A 21,933-nucleotide genomic window follows, 5' to 3' on the forward strand; every position below is an offset into this window, starting at 1 on the left:
GGGGGGGGGGGCGGGGGGGGCCCCCCCCCCGCTTCGCGTCTCCGCGGAGGCGCGCCCGTCGCCCCGAGGACGCGCGTCGTCGCGCGCGTCCTCGGGGCGACGAGGATCTCGCGCTACGCCACGCGAGCGGCGATGTCGGTGCGGAAGTGCGCGCCCTCGAGGGAGATCCGGTCCATCGCGGCGTACGCCCGCTGACGCGCCTCGGCGAACGTCGCGCCGCGAGCGACGACGTTGAGCACCCGGCCGCCCGTGGCGACGAGCCGCTGGCCCACGCGCGCCGTCGCGGCGTGCGCGACGTGCACGCCCTCGATGCCCTCCGCCTCCTCGACGCCCGTGATCTCGCGGCCCGTCACCGGCGCCGCGGGGTAGCCCTCGCTCGCCAGCACGACCGTCACGACCGCCTCGTCCGAGAACGCCGGGGCGGGCTCGTCCTCGAGCGTGCCCTTCGCCGCGGACATCAGCAGTCGCGACAGCGGCGTCTCGAGCCGGGGCAGCACTACCTGGGTCTCCGGATCCCCGAAGCGCGCGTTGAACTCGATCACGCGCACGCCGGCGTCCGTCACGATGAGACCCGCGTACAGGAGTCCGATGAACGGGGATCCGTCCTCGTCCATGGCGCGCACCACCGGCTCGGCGACCGTGCGGGTCACCTCGTCGACGAAGCCCGCGACGCTGCCGAAGCGCTCGGCGAGCCAGGGGAGGGGCGTGTACGCGCCCATGCCGCCCGTGTTGGGGCCCTCGTCGCCGTCGAGCGCGCGCTTGAAGTCCTGCGCCGGCGTGAGGGGGCGCACCGTGTCGCCGTCGCTGAGGAAGAACAGCGACACCTCCGGGCCGGAGAGGAACTCCTCCACGAGCACCGGGCCCTGGGGCAGGAAGGCCGCCGCGTGCGCCAGCGCCGCGTCGCGGTCGTCGGTGACGATGACGCCCTTACCGGAGGCGAGCCCGTCGGCCTTCACGACGTACGGGGCGCCGAACTCGTCGAGCGCCTCCGCCGTCTCGTCGAGATCCCGGGCGTGCGCGGCGCGACCCGTGGGCACGTCGGCCTGCTGCATGATCCGCTTCGCGAACGCCTTCGAGCCCTCCAGCTGAGCCGCCTTCGCGCCCGGCCCGAACACGGGGATCCCTCGCTCGCGCAGCGCATCGGCGACGCCGGCAACGAGCGGCGCCTCGGGGCCGACGACGACGAGGTCGACGCCGTGCTCCTGCGCGAATCCGGTGACGGCGCCGGGGTCGAGCATGTCGACGTCGACGATCGTCGCCTGCTCGCCGATGCCGGCGTTGCCGGGGGCGGCGAGGATCTCGTGAGGCGCGTCTTCCGCGCAGAGGGCGAGGACGATGGCGTGCTCACGTGCACCGGAGCCGAGAACGAGGATCTTCACGTCCCCCAGCGTAGAGGCCGTGCGCGCTCGAGGCACGCGCGGGAGGGCGGGCAGACCGCGGTGGTCTCCGCCCTCCGTGTCTCGCTTCGCGCGGGTACGGCGGCGTCGTTCCCGCAGGACGCGAGACACGGTGCGCCCGTCGAAGGACCCGTGTCTCGAACCGTGCGGGTGTCCGGTATCCGTTCCGACAGCTCGTGAGACATGGTGCGCCCACCGAGGGGCGCTCCCGGGGGAGCCGCCGCGCGAGAATGGACGCATGCCCCGCAAGATCGACACCGCGGCGGGACGCGCCGCGATCCACGCCGTGCGCGCCGCCGAGACGCCCGCGCGCACCGACCTCGCGACCGCCGTGCGCTACCTGCTGCAGCTGCTCGAGGAGCGCGCCCCGGGGAAGACCGTCGAGGTGCGCGTGCCGCCGTTCGGGGCCGTGCAGGTCGTCGAGGGGCTCGCGCACACCCGAGGCACGCCCCCGAACGTCGTCGAGACCGACCCCCGCACGTGGGTCGCGCTCGCGACGGGCGAGATCCCCTGGAGCGAGGCGTCCGACCGCATCTCCGCGTCCGGCACGCGGGCCGACATCTCCGACCTGATTCCCGTGCTCTGGTGAGGCCGCGCCGTGCCGCTTCCCAGGCACGCGGTGCTTGAATGAGGGCATGGCTGGCAAGGACGACGCAGATCGGGCGCCGGGGCTGACGCCCCCCGAGCGGGAGCCGCAGGGTCGTCCCGTGGCCGAGGTCGTCATCCGCCGCTCCCCGAAGTACGGCGTCTTCACGGCGCTCGGCGTCGCGCTCGGGATCGTCGCCGCGCTCGTGCTCACGACCGTCTTCGACGGCACGACGGCCCCCAGCCCCTACACCGAGGTGACCTACTCTCCCTCGCAGGCGTTCGGGTTCATCCTCCTGTGGTGCATCCCCGCGGGCATCGCGATCATGATGATCCTCGCCCTCGTGCTCGACCGCGTGCAGAGCCGCCGCGTGCGCCGCATGCGCGCCTCCGTCGAGAACGTCGACGAGCGCTGAGCCTCCGCCGCGAGCGACTACCCTGGGATCCGTGACTGCCCCCGCAACGCCCGACGAGGCGCATCGGTCCACCTACTCCGCAGCCGGCGTCGACACCGCAGCCGGCGACCTCGCGGTCGAGCTCATGAAGTCGTCGGTCCGCGCGACCCACGGCCCCGAGGTGCTCGGCGGCGTCGGCGGCTTCGCCGGCCTCTTCGACGCGAGCGCGCTGAAGGCGTTCGAGCGCCCGCTGCTCGCGACGAGCACCGACGGCGTCGGCACCAAGGTCGCGATCGCGCAGGCGATCGACAAGCACGACACGATCGGCCAGGACCTCGTGGGCATGGTCATCGACGACATCGTCGTGGTCGGCGCGAAGCCGCTGTTCATGACCGACTACATCGCGTGCGGCAAGGTGCACCCCGAGCGCATCGCCGACATCGTGCGCGGCATCGCCGAGGCGTGCGCCGCCACGGGCACCGCCCTTGTCGGCGGCGAGACCGCCGAGCACCCCGGTCTTCTCGGCCCGGACGACTACGACGTCGCGGGCGCCGCGACCGGCGTCGTCGAGGCCGACCGCATGCTCGGCGCGCACCGCGTCGAGGACGGCGACGCGATCCTCGCGCTCGCGTCGAGCGGCATCCACTCCAACGGCTACTCGCTCGTGCGCCACATCCTGAAGAACGCCGGCCTCGGCTACGGCGACCGCTCCGACGACCTCGGCGCCACCTGGGGCGAGGCGCTCCTCGAGCCGACCCGCCTGTACACGTCGCCGCTGCTGAGCCTCATCGAGCGCGTCGGATCGGGCGTCCACGCCCTCAGCCACGTCACGGGAGGCGGCATCGCGGCGAACCTCGCGCGCGTGCTGCCGAAGGGCACGTGGGCGGAGGTCGACCGGTCGACGTGGAGCCCCGCGCCGGTCTTCCGCGTGCTGAGCGACATCGCCGGCACGACGCTCGAGTCGAGCGAGGGCACGTGGAACCTGGGCGTCGGCTTCTTCGCCGTCGTCCAGGCGGACCGGGCGGGCGACGCCATCGCGGCGCTCGGCGGGGACGGGATCCCCGCCTGGCAGGTCGGCACGGTGCGGCTCGGCGCGGCGCCGGACGAAGGATTCGAGCAGGGCGCCAAGGGGGTCGACGGCGGAGCCGTGCGGCTCGTGGGCGCGTACGCGGACGGAGCGAAGTAACCCACCCATGTGCGGCATCGTCGGAATGGTCGGACGCGACCATGTGAACCAGGACATCTACGACGCCCTCCTCCTCCTGCAGCACCGCGGTCAGGACGCGACGGGGATCGCCACGACCGAGGCGAGCGGCGTCATGCACATGGCGAAGAACAACGGCATGGTGCGCGAGGCGTTCCGCACCCGCGACATGCGCTCGCTGCTCGGCAACGTCGGCCTCGGCCACGTGCGATACGCGACCCGCGGCACGGCGTCGAGCGAGGAGGAGGCGCAGCCCTTCTACGTCAACGCCCCCTACGGCATCACGCTGATCCACAACGGCAACCTCACGAACACCCGCGAGCTCTCGCGCGAGATGGAGCGGCGCGACCGCCGGCACCTCAACTCCTCGAGCGACACGGAGCTGCTGCTCAACGTGCTCGCGAGCGAGCTGCAGGCCACGACGAGCGCCGTGGACCTCGACGCCGAGCGCATCTTCCAGGCTGTGCGCCGCACGCACGCGCGCATCGAGGGCGCCTACGCCGTCATCGCGTTCATCGCGGGGTACGGGCTCCTGGCGTTCCGGGATCCGTTCGGGATCCGCCCCCTCATCCTGGGGCGTCGCACCGCCGCGGACGGGCGGGACGAGTGGGTCGTCGCGAGCGAGTCGCTCGTGCTCGAGAACGCCGACTACGAGGTCGTGCGCGAGATCGCGCCCGGCGAGGCCGTGTTCATCACGAGCGACGGCGAGATGTCGAGCGCGCAGTGCGCGGAGCAGCGGATGCTCGCCCCCTGCTCGTTCGAGTACGTGTACCTCGCGCGCCCCGACTCGGTGATGAACGGCATCAGCGTCTACGAGTCGCGCCTGCGGATGGGCGAGAAGCTCGCGGCGACGATCGCCAAGCACGTGCCAGCCGGCGAGATCGACGTCGTCATGCCGATCCCCGACTCGTCGCGGCCGTCGGCGATGGAGGTCGCGCGGGTGCTCGGCATCGAGTACCGCGAGGGCTTCTACAAGAACCGCTACGTCGGCCGAACGTTCATCATGCCGGGCCAGGCGATGCGCAAGAAGAGCGTGCGCCAGAAGCTCAACACGATGTCGAGCGAGTTCCGCGGCAAGAAGGTGCTGCTCATCGACGACTCGATCGTGCGCGGCACGACGAGCCGCCAGATCATCCAGATGGCGCGCGACGCGGGCGCCGAGAGCGTCACGTTCGCCTCCGCCGCGCCTCCCGTGCGCTATCCGCACGTGTACGGCATCAACATGCCGTCGGCGGAGGAGCTCATCGCGCACGGCCGCACGATCCCGGAGATCCGCGACGAGCTCGGCGCCGACCACCTCGTCTACCAGGAGATCGACGACCTCAAGCAGGCGATCCTCGAGGGCAACGCGAGCGGGGCGCACATCGACGATCTCGACATGAGCTGCTTCGACGGCCGCTACATCACGGGCACCATCACCCCCGAGTACCTCGCCTGGGTCGCCGAGACGCAGGGATCCTGAGCGCTCGGCCCCGTCACACGAGGAAGATCGGCAGCAGCCCCGGGTTGTGCGCGTGCACGAGCACGCCGAACACGACCGCGTCGAACAGCAGGTGCACCGTCACGACGTAGGCGAGGGAGTGCGTGCGGAGGAAGATGACGCCCTGCAGCAGCGCGAAGGGGATCGTGAGGATCGGGCCCCACTCGCGATAGCCGAGCTCCCAGAGGAACGAGACGAACACGACCGCCTGCAGGATGGTGGCGAGCGCGTCCGGCAGGTGGCGGCGCAGCAGCGCGAACACGGTGCAGATGAAGAACAGCTCGTCCCAGATGCCGACCGCGCCGACGCCGACGAACAGGCGGGCGATGAGGTCGGCGGTGTCGACGACGGGCCAGTTGCGGTAGACGCCGCTCGTGACGAAGTAGAACGGCAGGATCAGCCAGCCGAGCACGATCACGAGGGCGAGCCAGATCCACTGCCAGGGCCGCCAGCGACCCGGTCCGCGCCACGGGAAGGCGATCGCCCGGTCGCGGAAGACGAAGCGCGAGAGGGCGTACGGCACCGCGACCGCGCCCCCGAGGGCGACCGTGAAGCGCAGCATCGACGCGTCGTCGAGCTGCGCCGCGAGGTCGATCGCGTGCACGATGAGCATCCCGACCGCGATGAGCGACAGGTCGCGGGCGAGGGAGGGGCGCGGACCCCGTCCCGGGGTGCGCGGGCGGGGGAGGAGCGGGGATCCCTCGCTCCGGTCGACGAGCAGCGCCCCGACGATCGCGATCGCCAGCAGCGCCCAGCCCAGCGGATCCCACCCCCAGACGAAGAACGCCGGGGCGGCGGCGCAGACGGCCGCGGCCGGGCCGAGGGCCTTCGCGGGGGAGGTCACGCCCTCACGCTATCGCGAGGCGGCGCAGGGGGAACTCTCGGGAAGAGCGGGCGCGCATCGAGATATAGCGCGTTAGGCTCCGGGCATGACCGCCGACGCCATCCAGGTCGTGGAGATCCGCCCGACGCCCGCCGTCCCCGCCGTGCGCGAGGAGGAGCGGCCGGGGTGGGCCGTCCGCTGGGGTCGGGCGATGCGCCGGCTCATCGCGCGCAACCGCCTCGTCGACATCGCCTATCGCGTCGTGATCGGCCTGCTCGGCGCCGCTCTCGTCGCCCTGGGGCTCGTGCTCGTTCCGCTTCCGGGGCCGGGCTGGCTCGTCGTGTTCGCGGGCCTCGCCGTGCTCGCCACCGAGTTCCGGTGGGCGCACCGCGCCGCCGGCTGGCTGCGCCGCCAGCTCTCCCGCTTCTGGGCGTGGACGAAGGAGCGCCGCGAGCGTCGCCGCGCTCGCGCCTGAGGTCGGCGCTCCTCCCGGGCTCCGCCGCGCGGACGAGGGGAGGGGCGCCGCTCAGCGGCGCGCCGGCCGGGGACGCTCCGCCGCGCCGTCGACGTCGCGGGGCAGACGGTGCTTCGCGATCCGCTGGCTCGGCGTGAGGGGCATCTCCTCCACGATGCGCGCATAGCGCGGCAGCTGGAACGGGGCGAGGCGCTCGGCGCCCCAGCTCAGCACCTCCGACGGATCCGGATGGCGCCCCTCCGCGGCCGTGAGCAGCAGGAGCATCTCCTGCTCGCCGACCTCGGCATCGACGCCGACGACGGCGCAGCGGTCGACATCGGGGTGCAGTCCGAAGACGCTCTCGACCTGCCACGCGGAGACGTTCTCGCCGCGCACTCGGATGCTGTCGCTTCCGCGCCCCGTGAAGTGCAGCCGGCCGCGATCGTCCAGGCGGCCGAGATCGCCCGTGCGGAACCAGTCGCCCTCGCGCGCCTTCTCGGTCGCCGCCGGGTTCCCCAGATAGCCCGGCGTGAGGAGGCCGGGCACCCGCCCGCGCACGAGCACCTCCCTGGCGTCCGACACGGCCACGTCGACCCACGGCAGGGGCTCGCCCACGCCGCCGTCGACCTCGTCGCGATTCACCGTGACGATGCTCGACGTCTCCGTCATCCCGTAGCACTCGTGCAGCGCGAACCGGTACCGCTCGCGGCACGCCGCGCGCACCTCGGGCGTCGCTCCCGCTCCCCACGCGACCCGCACGCGGTTCGCGCGCTCCGCCTCGTCGGGCGGGAGCTGCAGGAGGATCTGCAGCACGCCGCCCAGATAGTGGATGTGGGTGACGTCGAAGTCGACCACGTCGCGCCAGAAACGGGAGGCGCTGAACCGCGGCGCGAGCGCGAGCGCGACGTCGCGGAAGAGCGGGAGGAAGACCACCTGGGCGCCGCCGATGTGGAACAGCGGCTCCCACACGTAGAACACGTCGCCGGGTTCCGGAGCGGTGACCTCGATGGCGCCCAGGACGGCGGCGCGCAGCATCGTCTCGGTCACGAGCGCGCCCTTCGGCGGCCCCGTCGTGCCCGAGGTGTACATGAGCAGGCTCGCCTCGCGGCGCTCCTCGTCCGCGGAGACGGGAGCGTCGGCGACGGCGAAGAGCCGCGCGTCGTCCCCGGATCCGGCCTCCGATCCGAGAGGCAGGAGCCCCTCGCTCAGCTCCTCCCCGAGCGGTGAGAGCGGCGCGGCGACGACGTGCGTCGCGCCCGAGTCCCGCATCTGATGGGCGAGCGGCTCCCCCTTCAGCTGCGGGTTGAGCGGGATCCAGAGCGCGCCGATCCGCAGAACCGCGAAGATCAGCGCGACGTGCTCCACGGAGACCGGCAGCGCGATCGCCACGCGCGACGTCGCCGTCACGCCCTGCGCGCGGAGCGCCTCGGCTGTCCGCTCGACCTCGCGCGCGAGGTCGGCCGTCGTGACCTCCCGCCCCCGCTCCCGCAGGTACACGCGCTCGGGTGCGTCGCGGGCGAGATCCGTCAGCGCGTCGGCGAGGCGCGGCCCGCGGAGGAAGTCCTCGGCCTCGGCGAGGCTCGTCCTCGGCGCGCTCATTCCTGCTTCGCGCCCTTCTTCGAGACGAAGTCGTCGGCGGTCCGCTGGGGCTCGCCGTCGCCGTAGGCCTGCTTGTCGGCGTCGAGGGCCGCCGCGAACGCGTCCTCGAGCCCCGGCATCAGCGTGGCGCGGATCCGCTGCTTCGTCAGCGAGAACGCGTGCTTCGGCAGCGCCGCGAGCTCCTTCGCGAGGGCGATGCTGCGCGGGAGCACCTCGTCCTGCGGCAGGATCTCGGCGATCATGCCGAGATCCGCGGCCTCCTGCGCCTCGAGGAGACGGCCGGTCAGCATCATCTCGGCGGTCTTGCTGAGTCCGACCGACTGCCAGGTCAGGTACATGCCGGTGATGCTGGGGATCCCCGACCGCACCTCCGGCTGGCCGATCCGCACTCCGGCGTGCGCGATGCGCAGGTCGCACAGCAGCGCGAGCTGGTACCCGGATCCGGCTGTCACGCCGTTCAGCGCCGCGATGACGGGCTTCGAGTTCGACAGGACGGCGTCGTAGACGCGGCGGAACCGGTCGAGCCACTCCTCGACGTGGTTCTCGGTGAACGAGGCGACCTCCTTGAGGTCCTGTCCGGCGCAGAACGCGCGGTCTCCCTCCCCGGTGAGGACGATGCCGTCGACGTCCGGGCTCCGGTCGAGCTCGTCGAGCTTCGCGGCCATGTCGTCCTGCATGTCCTGGGTCCAGGCGTTGAGGGCGGCGGGGTTGTTGAGCGTGATGATCGCGATGCGGTCGCGGACGGCGAGGTCGAGCGTGGGCATGTGATTCTCCTTCTTTCGGGATTCAGCGGGCGGTGAGGACGTCGAACTGGGCGGTGACGGGGGCCTGCTTCTTCTTCGGGCCGAGCCAGCTGCCGAGCCAGAGAGCGAGGAGGCCGGCGGCGAAGCCGGGGATCAGCTCGTACAGGCCGATGGTGTCGACCATGCGATAGAGGATGACGGTCGATCCGCCGACGATGATGCTCAGCAGGGCGCCGAACCACGTGGCGCGCCGCCAGTAGAGCGCGGCGAGCAGGGCGGGGCCGAAGCTCGCACCGAATCCCGCCCAGGCGTAGCCCACGAGGTCGAGGATCGTGCCGCCGCGCAGGGCGACGAGGATGCCGACGCCGGTGCAGAAGAGCACCGCGACGCGGCTGAGCCAGACGAGCGTCTTCTGCGGCGCCTCGCGGTTGATGAACGCGCGGTAGAAGTCCTCGGTCAGGGTGGTCGAGGCGACGACGAGCTGCGAGTCGGCGGTGCTCATCACCGCCGAGAGCACGCCGGCGAGGAAGATGCCCGCGACCCAGCTCGGGAAGAGCTCGCCGACGAGGGCCATGTACGCGTCCTCGGGGTTCTCCAGGCCGCTGCCGAAGATGGCGATCGCGGCGAAGCCGACGACGCCGGCCGAGCCGAGGAGCGTGATCGAGAGGAACAGCCCGAGCCGGGCGCCCCCTCGCGCCGACTCGGCCTTCCGCATCCCCATGAAGCGCGCGAGGATGTGGGGCGATCCGAAGTAGCCGAACGCCCACGCGAGGGCCGAGACGATGGCGACGAACGGCACCGAGGACCCCGCCGTGATCCAGGAGTCGCCGACGAGCTCGACGGCGGCGACGGGCGATCCGAGGTCGGGGTTCTCCGCGGAGATCGCCTCGATGAATCCGCCCACGCCGCCGACCTTGGCGATCGCGACGACCGACACGGCGATCAGGCTGCCCCACATGAGGAGGCCCTGCACGAGGTCGGTGTAGCTGCTCGCGAGGTATCCGCCGAGCGACGAGTAGACCATGACGACGACGGCGCCGACGATCGTGCCGGTGACGACGGATCCGCCGAAGATCTGCTGGAAGATGACGCCCGTGGCGATGAACGCCGAGCCGAGGTAGATGACGTAGAAGATGATGATGAAGATCGCCGACGCGGTGCGGACCGAGTTGCTGCGGAAGCGGTTGGCGAAGAACCCGGGCAGGGTGACGGACTCGCCCGGCGCGTCCGTGCGCCAGTCGCTGACCTTGCTCGAGTAGGTGCGCAGGCGCCCCGCGAGCAGCTTCCAGCTGAGGTAGAAGCCGATCGTGAGTCCGATGATCAGCCAGATGTTGCGCATGCCGCTGATGTAGAACGCCCCGGGCAGTCCGAAGAACACCCACTGGCTCGAGTCGGTGGCCTTCGCGCTGAGCGTGGTGACGAAGGTGCCGAGGCGACGCCCGCCGATGGCGAAGTCCCCCATGTCGTTGTTCTTGCGATAGGCCCAGATGCCGATCGCCAGGACGGCGACCAGGTAGAGGACGAAGACGATGACCGTCGAGAGGTCCGCGTTGGTCGGCATGATTCGAGACTCCGTTGCTGTGGTGCGCCAGGTCGCCCGCGGTGGGCGGCGACGTCGTCGATGGGAGACAACTGTATGGATGCGGGGAGAACGCTGATACGGGGGCGGGGCAAGACTTCGAGGGGGTGAGCGACAGCCCCGCTTATGCTCGCGGGGGCGCTCGCCGCGGGCGTACACTCGCGAGGTGATCCCGGACACGAAGACGCTGCGCACGCTGCGCGGCGTGGTCTCCGCGGGGTCGTTCGCGGCGGCGGGGCGCGAGGTCGGCTACACGGCGTCCGCCGTCTCGCAGCAGATCGCGGGGCTCGAGCAGGATCTCGGCCTCCGTCTGTTCGTCAGGGAGGCGAGCCGCGTCGTGCCCACCGAGGCCGCGCATCATCTCGTGCAGCGCTCCGCGGAGATCTTCGATCTCCTGGACCAGATCGAGATCGACATCGCACGGCTCGGTGCGGGCGAGGCGGGGCGCCTGCGCATCGGCACGTTCAACTCGGCGGGCGGGGCGATCGTCGGCCCTGCGATCGCGCGGTTCCTCGTGCGGCGTCGCGATGTCGAGATCACCCTCGACGAGGGCGAGCCCTATGAGCTGTTCCCGCGGGTCGCGGACGGGAGCATCGACGTGGCGCTCGGGTTCGCATACGACCTCGTGCCCTCGGAGTTCCCGGTGGGCCTCGAGCTGTCGGAGATCATGACCGAGCGGCTGTTCGTCGTCGCGCCGCGCAAGCACCGTCTCGTGGCGAAGGAGCGGATCGGGCTCGGCGAGCTCGCGGCGGAGACGTGGGTGGCGCACCGGGAGGAGACCCCGTCGAGCCGCTGCCTGACCGCGCTCTGCACGGGCGCCGGGTTCGCGCCGGACATCGCGTTCCGCAGCAACAACCTGGGCACGGTCCTGGGGATCGTCGATGCGGGCCTCGCTGTGGCGCTCGTGCCGGAGATCGGCCTGCGCGACGCCCCGGACGGCGTCGTGTCGCTCCCCGTCGAGGGGACGATGCCGCGTCGCCAGATCATCACCGCGACGCGCCCGGACGATGCGAGCGCGCTGGCTGACCCGTTCGTGCGGGCGCTGCGCCATGTCGCGGGCAGGCAGATGCGCGAGGCCTGAGCCGGGAACGCGACGACGGGGCATCCGATCGGACGCCCCGTCGTGCCGCGCGGGAGGCCTACTTGCCGAGGGCGGCCGCGCGGAAGATGCCGATGATGCCGAACACGACGAGCGTCGCGCCGACGAAGATCCACAGCCAGAGGGCGGTGAGGAGCGGCGAGAGGATGAGCGCGATGCCGGCGAGGATGCTGACGATCGCGAAGAAGACCGTCCACCCCTTGTGCCCGCGCTCGCTGCCCTCCCAGGCGGTGTCGCGTCCGCCGAGGCTGAACAGCGAGACGACGCCCTCGAAGATCCAGGCGATGCCGAGCAACGTGGTGACGAACACGGCCAGGAGCAGCGTCGTCTCGCCGAGGTCGGCGACGGCGACGACGCCCGCGGCGATGAACAGCAGGCCGAGCGCGATGAGCCCGGCGCGCATCCACCCGCCCGTGCCCTTCGACGCGATGCCGTAGACGAGGTTCAGCAGACCGCCCACGAGCGTGTAGATCGCGACGAGGATCGTGATCGCGGCGGCGGACTTCACGGGCCAGATGAGGATCGCGAGCCCGAACAGCAGCGACACGATGCTGCTGACGAGGATCGCCGTGCGCAGGCTCTGGCGCAGGCCGTAGACGGGTCGGGTATCGGCGGACATGCTGCCTCCTGGGGGCGAGGGTGCTGTGGTGCTCTCGACGTTACTCCGCCCGCCCGTGCAGGACGACGCCGATCTTCGGCGGGCGCGCGGGGAGCATCGGCGTGTCTCGTCGGCGAGGCGAGATCTGGCGTCGTCCTGCACGCCGGCGGGCGGAGAAGGCTCGCGGCGATGCGCGGAGGCCGTCTGTGTGGACGGGGCGCCGGGAGGCGCCGCCCGGCGCCCCGCCCGTCGTCGGAGCCTGCCCGGGGTCTCCGGGCAGGCGCCGACGTCCGGGCTACCGCTCGCGGGCCTCGACCCAGGCGCGCAGCGCGTCGCGCACGAACGAGGCTCCTGCCTCGCCGCCGTAGTTCGCGCCGAAGCGCGGGTCCGCGACGTACATGTCGCCGAGGCCGCGCACGTATCCGTGCAGCTGCTCGGGGTCGCGGGCCGGCGTGGGGCTCGCGCTCAGCCACGCCACGTGGCGCTCGGCGAGCTCCTGCGCCCGGGCGGATCGGGGATCCTCGCCCTCCTCCGCGGCGGCGGCCCAGTCGGCGGCGAGGGCGCGGGTCTCCTCCTGGAAGGCGGCGCGCTCCTCGTCGCTCAGGCTCCGCCACCACCGGTCGGACGAGGCGTAGGTCTCGGCGCCCCAGCGCCGCTCGACCTCCTCCTGGTGCTGCGTGTGGTCGAATCCGTCGAACATGTTCTCCGTCATGGGGTCTCTCCCGTTCTCGATGGCGTCGACGGTCGATGCCACGGCGCTGATCTGCCGTTCGATCCGTCGTCTCTCCTGTTCGAGCCACCCGAGGTGGGTGCGCAGCGAGCCGGCCTCGTCGGCGTGCCGCTCGAGGATCTCTCCGATCTGCGCGAGCCCCACTCCCATGTCGCGCAGGAGGAGGATCCGCTGCAGGCGCACGAGGGCGTCGGCGTCGTACATGCGGTATCCGTTGGCGCCGACGCTGCTGGGGTGCAGCAGTCCGATGCGGTCGTAGTGGCGCAGCGCCCGGCTGGTGGTGCCGGCGACGCGCGCCACCTGCTGGATCGACATCTCGGCGGTCACGGCTCCTCCTTCGCGAGTGGCTCCATTCCACGGTCGGGGCTGACGTCGCGTCAAGGTCAAGCCCGGATCAGGTTGCACTCGAGATACATCGCGTCTATCGTGGTCGATATCGAGATATATCTCGATAGTCGACGCCGGGGGACCGGCCGTTCACGAGGCAGGGGACATGGTTCAGGAGAAGTGGATCATCCATCCGGGCGAGGCGCGCGTCATCGACGTCGCCGACATCGCCCGGCTCAAGGTCGGGCTGGCCGCCGGGCAGGTCGACATCATCGGGCACGACGACGATCACGTGCGGGTCGAGGTGCACGAGGTCGCGGTGAAGGATCTGCGCATCGACATCTCGGGAGACGAGCTCGAGATCGACCACCCGCAGGTGCGCTGGGACAACTTCCTCACCGCCTTCCGCAACTTCGGATCCAGCGGGCCGCGCGCCGAGATCAGCATCGCGGTGCCGCGGGAGACGCGTCTCACGCTCGGCGTCGTCTCGGCGGGCGCCCTCGTCGCGGGGCTCGAGGCCGACGCGACGATCAACACCGTCTCGGGCGACGTGCTCGTCGACGGCCTCGTCGGATCCCTCAGCACCCACGGCGTCTCGGGCGACGTGCAGGTGCGCGGACTCCGGGGGCCGTTCTCGAGCGACATGGTCTCGGGTGACGTCGCCGTGTCGGGAGAGGTGGTGCGCACCGACGTGAACACCGTCTCGGGCGCCGTGTTCATCGACGCGACCGGCCCGCTGCAGAAGGCGGCGCTCAACACCGTGTCGGGCGCGGCGACGCTGCGACTCGACCGCGGGTATCCCGCGAACTACGCGATCCGCACGGTCGGCGGGCGGGTGCACATCGACGGCGTGGCGCACGGATCCAGCTACACGGGGTCCGCGGGCGAGCTGTCCGGGATGTTCGCCGACGTGCGCATCAACACCGTCGGCGGCGCGATCACCGTGCTGCGCTCGGGCGATCAGCCCGCCGCCTCGGACGTCGACGGCGAGGTGGTGTGGCCGAGCGAGAACCGCACGGCCGACACGGTCGAGGTGCCGAGGGACGTCGCGGAGCGCGGATCCGACGGCGAGGGCGAGGAGAGGGCCTGATGCCTCCCGTCTTCCAGCACGGCGACCTGCGCCTCTACCTGCTGAGCCTGCTCGATGAGCAGCCGCTGCACGGGTACGGCATCATGCAGGCGCTCGGCGAGCGCACGGGCGGCACATACACGCCGAGCGCCGGCACCATCTACCCCCGCCTCGCGAAGCTCGAGGAGGAGGGGCTCGTCACGAAGACGAAGGACGGGCGCCAGGCGGTCTACGCGATCACCGACGCGGGCCGCGCCGAGGTGCGCGAGCGCGCCGACGAGATCGAGGGGATCCAGGAGGGTCTCGCCGACTCCGTGCGCCTCATCGCCGACGGCGTGCGCGCGAACGTGCGCGAGGCGATGAAGAGCCTGCGCGCCGACCTCGCGGCCGCGAGCGCCGCTCAGCGCAGCGAGGAGCCCCCGCCCGCCGAGGACGATCCGCGGGTCGCCTCCCGCGCCGAGCTCATGCGGGCCGAGGGGGCCATCTCGTCCTTCCGCGGCAGTCTGCGCGCCGAGCTGCGCACGCACGTCGCGCGCGGCGGGCGGCTCGACGCCGCCGTGGTCGACGCGCTGCAGCGCGACCTCGACGGCATCGTCGCCCGCGTGCGCGACGTCCTCGCGCGGTAGGGGAGCGCGAAGCGGGCCGCCGGGATCCTTCGGGATCACGGCGGCCCGCTCCGCGTGCGCGGTCGCTCGTTCGAGTGGGCCGCCACGAAGCGCGGCGGGCGGGCCGTCGGAGGCGACGTCTCCCGGCGAGGCGCATGGGGCGGTGCGAGGGGCGCCAGAGAACGCGGCCCGGGTGCCCCGCGACCCCGCATTTCGCGGCGACCCATCGCGATCGCGCACTCACCGGGCGCTCGGCGGCGCGGGCGTAGGCTCGGAGGCGACATGGCTCCGACGAATCCCCGCCCCGCGCTGCGCGTGGCCGTGTGGGCCGTCGGGGCGGTCGCCTACCTCGCCGCGATCATGTCGCGCACGTCGCTGTCGGCGACGGGCGGCCTCGCGAGCGAGCGCTACGACCTCACGAGCGACCAGCTCGCGATGTTCGGGATCCTGCAGCTGCTCGTCTACGCGGGCGTGCAGATCCCCGTGGGCATGGTCATCGACCGCGTCGGCGCGCGCGTCACGATGCTCTCCGGCGTTGCGATCATCGCCGTCAGCCAGCTCATGGTCGGCTTCGGCGACGTGTTCTCCGTGCTCCTCGCGGGCCGGGCGCTCGCCGGTCTCGGCGACGCGATGGTGTTCCCCTCAGCGATCCGCCTCATCGCGGTGACCGCGCGACCCGCGTGGATCAGCCCCGGGATCCAGCTGCTCGGCGTCGTGGGCAACGTCGGCGTCGTGCTCACCGCCACGCCGCTGCTCGCGATCATCGACATCGGCGGCTGGCCCACAGGATTCGCGGTGCTCGCGGCGTTCAGCGGCGTCGCCGCCCTCGTCGCCGGGCTCGTGCTGGCGCTCACCGGGCCGGACCGCACCCGCACGGCCGGCGGCGAGTCCATCGTCGAGGTCGTCCGCGGCACGGGGGAGGTCGCCCGCTACCCGGGCACCTGGCTCGCCTTCGCCGCCCACCTCGTGGGCAACGTGCCCTACACGGTGTTCATCGTGACGTGGGGATCCCTGCTGCTGTCCCACGGCGCGGGGCTCGACGGGGAGGGGCTCGGCCTCGCCCTCGCGGGGCTGCCCGTCTGCGGCGCCATCACGGGGATCGCGTTCGGACGCCTCGCGCGCGACGGCGGGCGGGCCCGCACGGCGATCGTCGTGGGCACGGGCATCGCGCACATCGCCTCCTGGGCGCTCCTGCTGTTCTGGCCGCAGCCCACGCCCGCGATCCTCGTCGGCCTGCTCGTGTTCACGGTCGCCGCCGGCGGGCCTGCGTCGCTCATGGGGTTCGACCTCGCGCGCGAGCTCGTGCCCGGGCGGCTCGCCGCGCGCGCCAACGGCATCGTCAACATGGCGGGCTTCACGGGCGGCCTCATCAGCGTCTGGCTGACGGGCCTCGTGCTCACCTCTCTCGGCGCCACGACCCCCGACGCCTACTCGATGGACGTCTTCCGCATCGCGTTCCTGCCGATGCTCGCCCTCATCGCGCTCGGGATCGGCGTGTTCCTCCTGCTCGGCCGCCGCCTCCGCCGCGCCTCTCGCGACTGAGGCGAGCCGACGAGCCGCGTGGCGGCCGCGCGTCGGCGCACGCGATCCCGACCCGCACGCACGACGTCGGCGGGCGCCGCAGGGGTGAACCTGCGGCGCCCGCCGACGTCGTGCGAAGAAGAGGCGTCAGACCCTCGCGGGCTCGTCGTCCTCGTCTTCGTCTTCGTACATGTCGGCCCAGCGGTCGACGTACGCATCGTCATCGTTCTTATGCGTCAGCTCACGCTCGAGCGCCGAGTAGTCGACAGTGGGACTGAACGACTTGAGCTCGCGCGCGAGTTTGGTGTGCTTCGCCTTCTGACGGCCACGTCCCATAGCGCGTCGACCCCCTTTTAACGTTGATCTGCTGGGAATGCCCTCGAACCCGTATGCAGATGCATGCTTTCATGGGACCCGGAAATTCCCCGGGAAAGAGTAGAATTCAGGATACCACGGGGCCTGAACCTCAGGCTCCGAACGGCAGGAGGTGCGCATCATGGCCGATGTCCAGAACAGCCCCGAAACGGCCCCCGAGCTGACGGGAGCCGTCATCGCCGCGATCATTCCCGGCCAGACGCCCCGCGTCGTCGCTGAAGCGGCACGATACGCCTCCCTCATGGGCGTGCCCCTCGCGGTGGTGCACGTCGACGTCACGCGGTTCGTGACCTACGAGGATCCCGAGGGCGTGCCGCACACGGCGCCGATCGACATCAATGTCGACGCCGGCGTGCAGGAGCTGCAGGAGGTGCGCGCCCAGGTCGAGCAGGCGCTCGCGGGGTCCGACGTGTCGTGGACGACCGTGCAGCTCGTCGGCGACCCGGCGCTCGCGATCAAGCACTACGCCAGCAAGATCGACGCCCCGCTCATCGTGCTCGGCACCCGCAAGCGCGGCTTCGGAGAGACCGTGCGCGAGTTCTTCACGGGGTCGGTCGCGGCGCGCCTGTCGCACCGCCAGCACCGCCCGCTGCTCGTCGTGCCCGTCGACGAGCCGGTCCCCGACGAGCACGACCCCTTCGCCGACGCCTGAGCCCTCCCGCCGCCCTTGCTCCGCGGGCGCCCTCGCCCGGAGCGGGGGCGCCCGCGAGGCTCCGGAAACCGCGTAGCATCGGCGCGTGACCGCTGACGCCCGGCCCCGCATCGACTGGGTCATGCTGCCCCTCGTGATCGCGGGCGGCGCGGTCGGATCCCTGCTGCGGTGGGCCCTCACCGCGCCGTCGCCGACGATCTGGCCGCTCGCCGCCGTGAACATCGGCGGATCCCTGGCGCTGGGCGCGGTGGTCGGGATCCTCGGATCCCGCCGCCCCCGCTGGCGCGCGCTGCTCGGCACCGGCCTGCTCGGGGGCTTCACCTCCTACAGCGCCCTCACCGTGTTCTTCGTCGCCTACGCGGGGCTCTTCGCCGGGTCGGCCGCCTGGTTCGGGGTCGTCGTCCTGCTGGGCATGATCATGCTCGTCGTCGCGGGCGCGCTCGCCGCGTGGGCCGGTCTCGCCCTGGGCGAGCGGATCGCCAGGCGGGGAGGCGCGTCGTGATCGTCGCGTTCGGGATCGGCGTCGCGGGCGGCGTCGGCGCGGGGCTGCGCTGGCTGATCGACGCGACGATGCCGCGCCCCGCCGGGCCCGGCTTCCCGTGGCCGATCCTGCTCGTCAACGTCACCGGCTGCGTCGCCTTCGTCGCGCTGATGATGCTCGGCCCGGGCGTGCTGCCCGCCGAGGACGTGGCGATCGTCGGGACGGGGCTGCTCGGCGGGTACACCACGTTCAGCACGGTCTCCGTCGACACCGCCGCGATGTGGCGGCAGGGGAGGCGCCGGGCCGCGATCGGGAACGCGGGCGGCACGCTCGCCGCGTGCATCGCGGCGTCTCTCGTCACCGCCCTCCTCCTCGCGCCGTTCGCCTGACGCCGATCGTCGCACCGCGTCCGCTCCGCCCTCCCGCGCGAGCGCGGGCGGCCCGGCCGCGGGGTGACAGAGAGGGCGGCGGATCGGGGCGGGGCGCGGCGAGATCCTGCGCGGCATCTTCGACAGATGATGAACCTGCTGAGAAGGCCGCTCTCGATTCCGGGCGCGTCGCGGCCGTGTGAAAGACTTCCGGTGCGGATACACATGCGTATCGAGTCGGGGTCGTCCGCCGCGGTCCCGCCGCCCCCGAACCTCGAGGATCCCCGTGTCGAAACTCGCCGTCCTGAGTCTCCGGAACCGCGCCCTCATCGCGCTGATCACCATCGCGGCCGCCGTCTTCGGCGGCCTCTCGATGACGAGCCTCAAGCAGGAGCTCATCCCGCAGATCGAGCTGCCCGCGCTCGTCGTCATGACGACCTACCCCGGCGCCTCGCCCGACGTCGTCGAGGCCGACGTGTCCACGCCGATCGAGCAGGCCGTGCAGGCCGTGCCCGGCCTCGACTCGACGAGCGCGACGAGCACCACCAACGCGTCGATCGTGCAGGCGATGTTCGACTACGGCACCGACATGGGCACGGCCGAGCAGAAGATGCAGCAGGCGATCAACCGCATCTCCGGCGAGCTCCCCGACGACCTCGATCCCCAGGTGATGGCGATCTCGCTCGACGACCTCCCGGTGATCCAGGTGGCCGTATCGGGCTTCGACGACCCCGCCACCGCGCAGGAGCAGCTCGAGAGCATCGCCCTGCCCGAGATCGAGGACGTCGAGGGCGTGGGATCCGCCGCCCTCGTCGGCGCGGCGGGCGAGCGCATCACGATCACCCCGGATGCCGAGAAGCTCGCGCAGTCGGGCCTCACGCAGCAGTCCATCACCGACGCGCTGCAGCAGAACGGAAGCCTGTTCCCCGGCGGCGAGATCACGGAGGGAGACGACACCCTCACGGTGCAGACCGGCGTGAAGCTCACCTCCGTCGACGACCTGCGGAACCTCCCCCTCGTCTCGACCGCGGAGCCCCAGGTGAACCCCGAGACCGGCGAGGTCTCCGCCCCGCCGCAGCGCACGCTCGGCGACGTCGCGACCGTGGAGCAGGAGCGGGATCCCGTCACGTCGATCTCGCGCGTCAACGGCGAGGACGCCATCTCGATCTCCGTGACCAAGCTGCCGGACGGCAACACCGTCGAGGTGTCGGAGGGCGTCATCGCGGCGCTCGACGAGATCGGCGACAAGATGTCCGACGCCGAGTTCACGGTCGTGTTCGACCAGGCGCCGTTCATCACCCAGTCGATCGAGACCCTCGCGGTCGAGGGCGTGCTCGGACTCGTGTTCGCGGTGCTCGTGATCCTCGTGTTCCTCCTGTCGATCCGCTCGACGCTCGTCACCGCGATCTCGATCCCCACCAGCATCCTCATCTCGTTCGCGAGCATGCAGGCGTTCGGCTACTCGCTGAACATGCTCACGCTCGGCGCCCTCACCATCTCCATCGGGCGCGTCGTCGACGACTCGATCGTCGTCATCGAGAACATCAAGCGCCACTACGTCGAGGGCGCGGACAAGGGCGATGCGATCCGCCTCGCCGTGCGCGAGGTGGCGGGCGCCATCACGGCGTCGACCATCACGACCGTCGCCGTGTTCCTGCCGATCGTGTTCGTCGGGGACATGGTCGGCGAGCTGTTCCGGCCCTTCGCGATGACCGTCACGATCGCGATGCTCGCGTCGCTGATCGTCGCGCTCACGATCGTGCCCGTGCTCGCCTACTGGTTCATGAAGCCCGGCCAGCAGCTGCTCGATGAGAACGGCGAGCGCATCGATCCCGAGCACCCCGACGCGCCGAAGTCGCGCCTGCAGAAGGCGTACCAGCCGATCCTGAGCTGGACGCTGCGGCACTCGTGGGCGACGCTCGCGCTCGCCGTCGTCGTCATGATCGGCACGGTCGCGCTGGCGCCGCTCATGAAGATCAACTTCCTCGGCGACACGGGGCAGAACACCCTCACCATCTCGCAGAAGGTCGGCGACTCGGCGAGCCTCGAGACCCAGGACGAGGCCGCGCGCCTCGTCGAGGACGAGCTCGAGGGCGTCGACGGCGTCTCCGACGTGCAGGTGTCGATCGGATCCAGCGGATCCCCGCTGCAGGACGCCTTCTCGAGCGGAGCCGGCATCACCTACTCGGTGATGACCGACGCGGACGTCGACCAGGAGGAGCTGCGACAGGAGCTCCAGGATCTCCTCGACGGCCTCGACGGCGCCGGCGACATCTCCGTCGACGCGGCGGCGGGCATGGGATCCATGGATGTGGCGATCACCGTCGAGGCGGCCGGATCCGACGAGCTGCGCGAGGCGACGGAGGCGATCGCCGACGACCTGGACGGCCGCGACGGCGTCGGCGTGGTCACGCACAACCTCGAGGCGGCCATGCCGTACATCGCGGTCGAGGTCGATCGGGCGAAGGCCGCCGAGCACGGCATGAGCGAGGCGGCCATCGGCGGCATGGTGAACGCCGCGATGCAGCCGCAGCAGACCGGATCCGTCGAGATCGACGACTCGTCGCTCACGATCTACATCGAGGCCCAGGATCCGCCCGCGACGGCTGACGAGCTGCGCGCCCTCGAGGTGCCCACCCCGCAGGGGATGCTGCGCCTCGACGACCTCGCGAGCGTCGAGGAGTCGGAGAGCCCCGCGTCGATCACGACCGTGGCCGGGCGTCGGTCGGCGACCATCACGGTGCCGCCCTCGACCGACGACCTCGCCGTCGTGACCGCCTCGGCGCAGGCGGCGATCGACGACGCCGACCTGCCGGACGGCGTGACCGCGTCGCTCGGCGGCGTCGCGGAGGACCAGCAGCAGGCGTTCCAGCAGCTCGGCCTCGCGATGCTCGCCGCGATCCTCATCATCTACATCGTGATGGTGGCGACGTTCAAGTCGCTGCGCCAGCCTCTGCTGCTGCTCGTGTCGGTGCCGTTCGCGGCGACCGGAGCGATCCTGCTGCAGGTCATCACGGGCGTGCCGCTCGGCGTCGCGTCGCTCATCGGCGTGCTGATGCTCATCGGCGTCGTCGTGACGAACGCGATCGTGCTGGTCGACCTCGTCAACCAGTACCGCGACCGGCATCGCCTGAGCGTGCACGACGCGACGATGGCGGGCTCGTCGATGCGTCTGCGCCCGATCCTCATGACGGCGCTCGCGACGATCTTCGCGCTGACTCCGATGGCGCTCGGCATCACGGGACACGGCGGGTTCATCTCCCAGCCGCTCGCGATCGTCGTCATCGGCGGTCTCGTCTCGTCGACCTTCCTGACGCTCATCGTGCTGCCGACGCTGTACAACCTCGTCGAGGGCGCGCGCGAGCGCCGCGCCCTGCGTCGGGGCGAGGACCTCTCGGGGCCGCGCGACCCGGAGGGGCCGCACCCGGAGCCGACGGGCGACGCGCCCGCGTCGGCCGCGCCGTCCGACGCGCACGGCGCGCCGGACGAGCACGGGGCTCCCGCGCGGCAGGAGGTCCCGGAGACCCGCGCCGAGGCGCGGACTCCCGGCGCGGTGGTGCAGGCTCCGCGCGCGGAGGCGCTGCCCGCCGGCTATGCGGAGGATGCGCACGTCTCGCCGCCGCAGGCGGCGCAGACGGTCGTCGACGTGCACCAGCCGGGAGCGCCGGCCGGCGCCCCGCCGATCGTCACCGTGACCGTGCAGCACCCCGACCAGCGGCACGAGGCGGAGCTCCCGGCGGCCCCGCCGGTGCACCGACGCCGCCGCTGAGCCCGCGCGCAGGAGGCCCGCCCCGGATCCGGGGCGGGCCTGGGCGACCACCTTCCGATCGCGGCCGTGCACGAGCGCGC

General features: G+C 71.9%; 21 protein-coding genes. 13 read left to right on the plus strand and 8 right to left on the minus strand.

Annotation, left to right across the window (positions count from 1 at the left end; translation table 11 throughout):
• Positions 1–113: 113 nt before the first annotated feature.
• Complete coding sequence (purD, locus tag NHL53_RS13790) at positions 114–1,379, minus strand: phosphoribosylamine--glycine ligase (RefSeq protein ID WP_433777462.1); 1,266 nt, start codon at positions 1,377–1,379, stop codon at positions 114–116.
• 256 nt (positions 1,380–1,635) lie between these two features.
• Here purD and NHL53_RS13795 point away from each other — a divergent pair, with 256 nt between their 5' ends.
• Genes NHL53_RS13795 through purF form a run of 4 tightly spaced genes read left to right on the plus strand, consistent with a single transcriptional unit; the run spans position 1,636 to position 5,043 of the window.
• Positions 1,636–1,986, plus strand: coding sequence for a sterol carrier family protein (locus NHL53_RS13795; protein WP_433777463.1), 351 nt, complete (start codon positions 1,636–1,638; stop codon positions 1,984–1,986).
• A gap of 46 nt (positions 1,987–2,032) precedes the next feature.
• The gene (locus tag NHL53_RS13800) at positions 2,033–2,398 is read left to right on the plus strand and encodes a potassium transporter Trk (RefSeq protein WP_433777464.1); all 366 of its coding nucleotides are present in this window, start codon (positions 2,033–2,035) and stop codon (positions 2,396–2,398) included.
• Positions 2,399–2,429: 31 nt separating this feature from the next.
• Positions 2,430–3,563: a phosphoribosylformylglycinamidine cyclo-ligase gene (purM, locus tag NHL53_RS13805; protein WP_433777465.1), complete on the plus strand. Its 1,134-nt coding sequence runs from the start codon at positions 2,430–2,432 to the stop codon at positions 3,561–3,563.
• A gap of 7 nt (positions 3,564–3,570) precedes the next feature.
• Positions 3,571–5,043 carry an amidophosphoribosyltransferase gene (gene purF, locus NHL53_RS13810; RefSeq protein WP_433777466.1) on the plus strand — a complete coding sequence of 491 codons (1,473 nt, stop codon included), beginning with the start codon at positions 3,571–3,573 and terminating at the stop codon, positions 5,041–5,043.
• A gap of 13 nt (positions 5,044–5,056) precedes the next feature.
• Here the strand turns inward: purF and NHL53_RS13815 are convergent, their stop codons facing one another.
• Complete coding sequence (locus tag NHL53_RS13815; protein ID WP_433777467.1) at positions 5,057–5,905, minus strand: CPBP family intramembrane glutamic endopeptidase; 849 nt, start codon at positions 5,903–5,905, stop codon at positions 5,057–5,059.
• Between the two features lie 85 nt (positions 5,906–5,990).
• Between NHL53_RS13815 and NHL53_RS13820 the strand changes: the two genes are divergently transcribed.
• Positions 5,991–6,359, plus strand: coding sequence for a TIGR02611 family protein (locus NHL53_RS13820; RefSeq protein WP_433777468.1), 369 nt, complete (start codon positions 5,991–5,993; stop codon positions 6,357–6,359).
• Between the two features lie 51 nt (positions 6,360–6,410).
• Here the strand turns inward: NHL53_RS13820 and NHL53_RS13825 are convergent, their stop codons facing one another.
• From NHL53_RS13825 to NHL53_RS13835, 3 genes are read right to left on the minus strand one after another with little or no spacing between them, the layout of a single operon-like run.
• Complete coding sequence (locus tag NHL53_RS13825; RefSeq protein ID WP_433777470.1) at positions 6,411–7,937, minus strand: class I adenylate-forming enzyme family protein; 1,527 nt, start codon at positions 7,935–7,937, stop codon at positions 6,411–6,413.
• Positions 7,934–8,701, minus strand: coding sequence for an enoyl-CoA hydratase/isomerase family protein (locus NHL53_RS13830; protein WP_433777472.1), 768 nt, complete (start codon positions 8,699–8,701; stop codon positions 7,934–7,936). Before NHL53_RS13830 ends, NHL53_RS13825 begins: the two co-directional genes overlap by 4 nt.
• A 22-nt stretch (positions 8,702–8,723) precedes the next feature.
• Complete coding sequence (locus NHL53_RS13835; protein WP_433777473.1) at positions 8,724–10,241, minus strand: sodium/proline symporter; 1,518 nt, start codon at positions 10,239–10,241, stop codon at positions 8,724–8,726.
• A gap of 184 nt (positions 10,242–10,425) precedes the next feature.
• Here NHL53_RS13835 and NHL53_RS13840 point away from each other — a divergent pair, with 184 nt between their 5' ends.
• The gene (locus NHL53_RS13840) at positions 10,426–11,340 is read left to right on the plus strand and encodes a LysR family transcriptional regulator (protein ID WP_433777474.1); all 915 of its coding nucleotides are present in this window, start codon (positions 10,426–10,428) and stop codon (positions 11,338–11,340) included.
• Positions 11,341–11,398: 58 nt separating this feature from the next.
• Here the strand turns inward: NHL53_RS13840 and NHL53_RS13845 are convergent, their stop codons facing one another.
• Together NHL53_RS13845 and NHL53_RS13850 are read right to left on the minus strand one after the other, a co-directional pair.
• Positions 11,399–11,977: an HdeD family acid-resistance protein gene (locus NHL53_RS13845; protein WP_433777475.1), complete on the minus strand. Its 579-nt coding sequence runs from the start codon at positions 11,975–11,977 to the stop codon at positions 11,399–11,401.
• A gap of 274 nt (positions 11,978–12,251) precedes the next feature.
• Complete coding sequence (locus tag NHL53_RS13850; protein ID WP_433777485.1) at positions 12,252–13,001, minus strand: MerR family transcriptional regulator; 750 nt, start codon at positions 12,999–13,001, stop codon at positions 12,252–12,254.
• A gap of 178 nt (positions 13,002–13,179) precedes the next feature.
• Here NHL53_RS13850 and NHL53_RS13855 point away from each other — a divergent pair, with 178 nt between their 5' ends.
• From NHL53_RS13855 to NHL53_RS13865, 3 genes are all read left to right on the plus strand, one after another.
• Complete coding sequence (locus NHL53_RS13855) at positions 13,180–14,103, plus strand: DUF4097 family beta strand repeat-containing protein (protein WP_433777476.1); 924 nt, start codon at positions 13,180–13,182, stop codon at positions 14,101–14,103.
• On the plus strand, positions 14,103–14,708 hold the full coding sequence (locus NHL53_RS13860; RefSeq protein ID WP_433777477.1) for a PadR family transcriptional regulator: 606 nt from the start codon (positions 14,103–14,105) through the stop codon (positions 14,706–14,708). Before NHL53_RS13855 ends, NHL53_RS13860 begins: the two co-directional genes overlap by 1 nt.
• Positions 14,709–14,969: 261 nt before the next feature.
• Positions 14,970–16,229, plus strand: coding sequence for an MFS transporter (locus tag NHL53_RS13865; protein ID WP_433777478.1), 1,260 nt, complete (start codon positions 14,970–14,972; stop codon positions 16,227–16,229).
• 126 nt (positions 16,230–16,355) lie between these two features.
• Here the strand turns inward: NHL53_RS13865 and NHL53_RS13870 are convergent, their stop codons facing one another.
• Positions 16,356–16,544: a DUF3073 domain-containing protein gene (locus NHL53_RS13870; protein ID WP_433777479.1), complete on the minus strand. Its 189-nt coding sequence runs from the start codon at positions 16,542–16,544 to the stop codon at positions 16,356–16,358.
• Between the two features lie 160 nt (positions 16,545–16,704).
• On the opposite strand from NHL53_RS13870, the gene NHL53_RS13875 reads away from it, so the two are divergent.
• The 4 genes from NHL53_RS13875 to NHL53_RS13890 all read left to right on the plus strand — a co-directional run bounded on the left by NHL53_RS13875 (position 16,705) and on the right by NHL53_RS13890 (position 21,853).
• Positions 16,705–17,235 (plus strand): universal stress protein, encoded by a 531-nt coding sequence (locus NHL53_RS13875; protein WP_433777480.1) that lies wholly within the window; start codon positions 16,705–16,707, stop codon positions 17,233–17,235.
• 85 nt (positions 17,236–17,320) lie between these two features.
• A complete protein-coding gene (locus NHL53_RS13880; RefSeq protein WP_433777482.1) occupies positions 17,321–17,737 on the plus strand; it encodes a CrcB family protein in 417 nt (138 codons plus the stop codon).
• Positions 17,734–18,105 (plus strand): fluoride efflux transporter FluC, encoded by a 372-nt coding sequence (locus NHL53_RS13885; protein WP_433777483.1) that lies wholly within the window; start codon positions 17,734–17,736, stop codon positions 18,103–18,105. Before NHL53_RS13880 ends, NHL53_RS13885 begins: the two co-directional genes overlap by 4 nt.
• 265 nt (positions 18,106–18,370) lie before the next feature.
• Positions 18,371–21,853, plus strand: coding sequence for an efflux RND transporter permease subunit (locus NHL53_RS13890; RefSeq protein WP_433777484.1), 3,483 nt, complete (start codon positions 18,371–18,373; stop codon positions 21,851–21,853).
• The last annotated feature ends 80 nt before the right edge of the window (positions 21,854–21,933 follow it).

It is taken from the genome of Microbacterium sp. gxy059, assembly GCF_050958665.1.
Classification (GTDB): domain Bacteria; phylum Actinomycetota; class Actinomycetes; order Actinomycetales; family Microbacteriaceae; genus Microbacterium.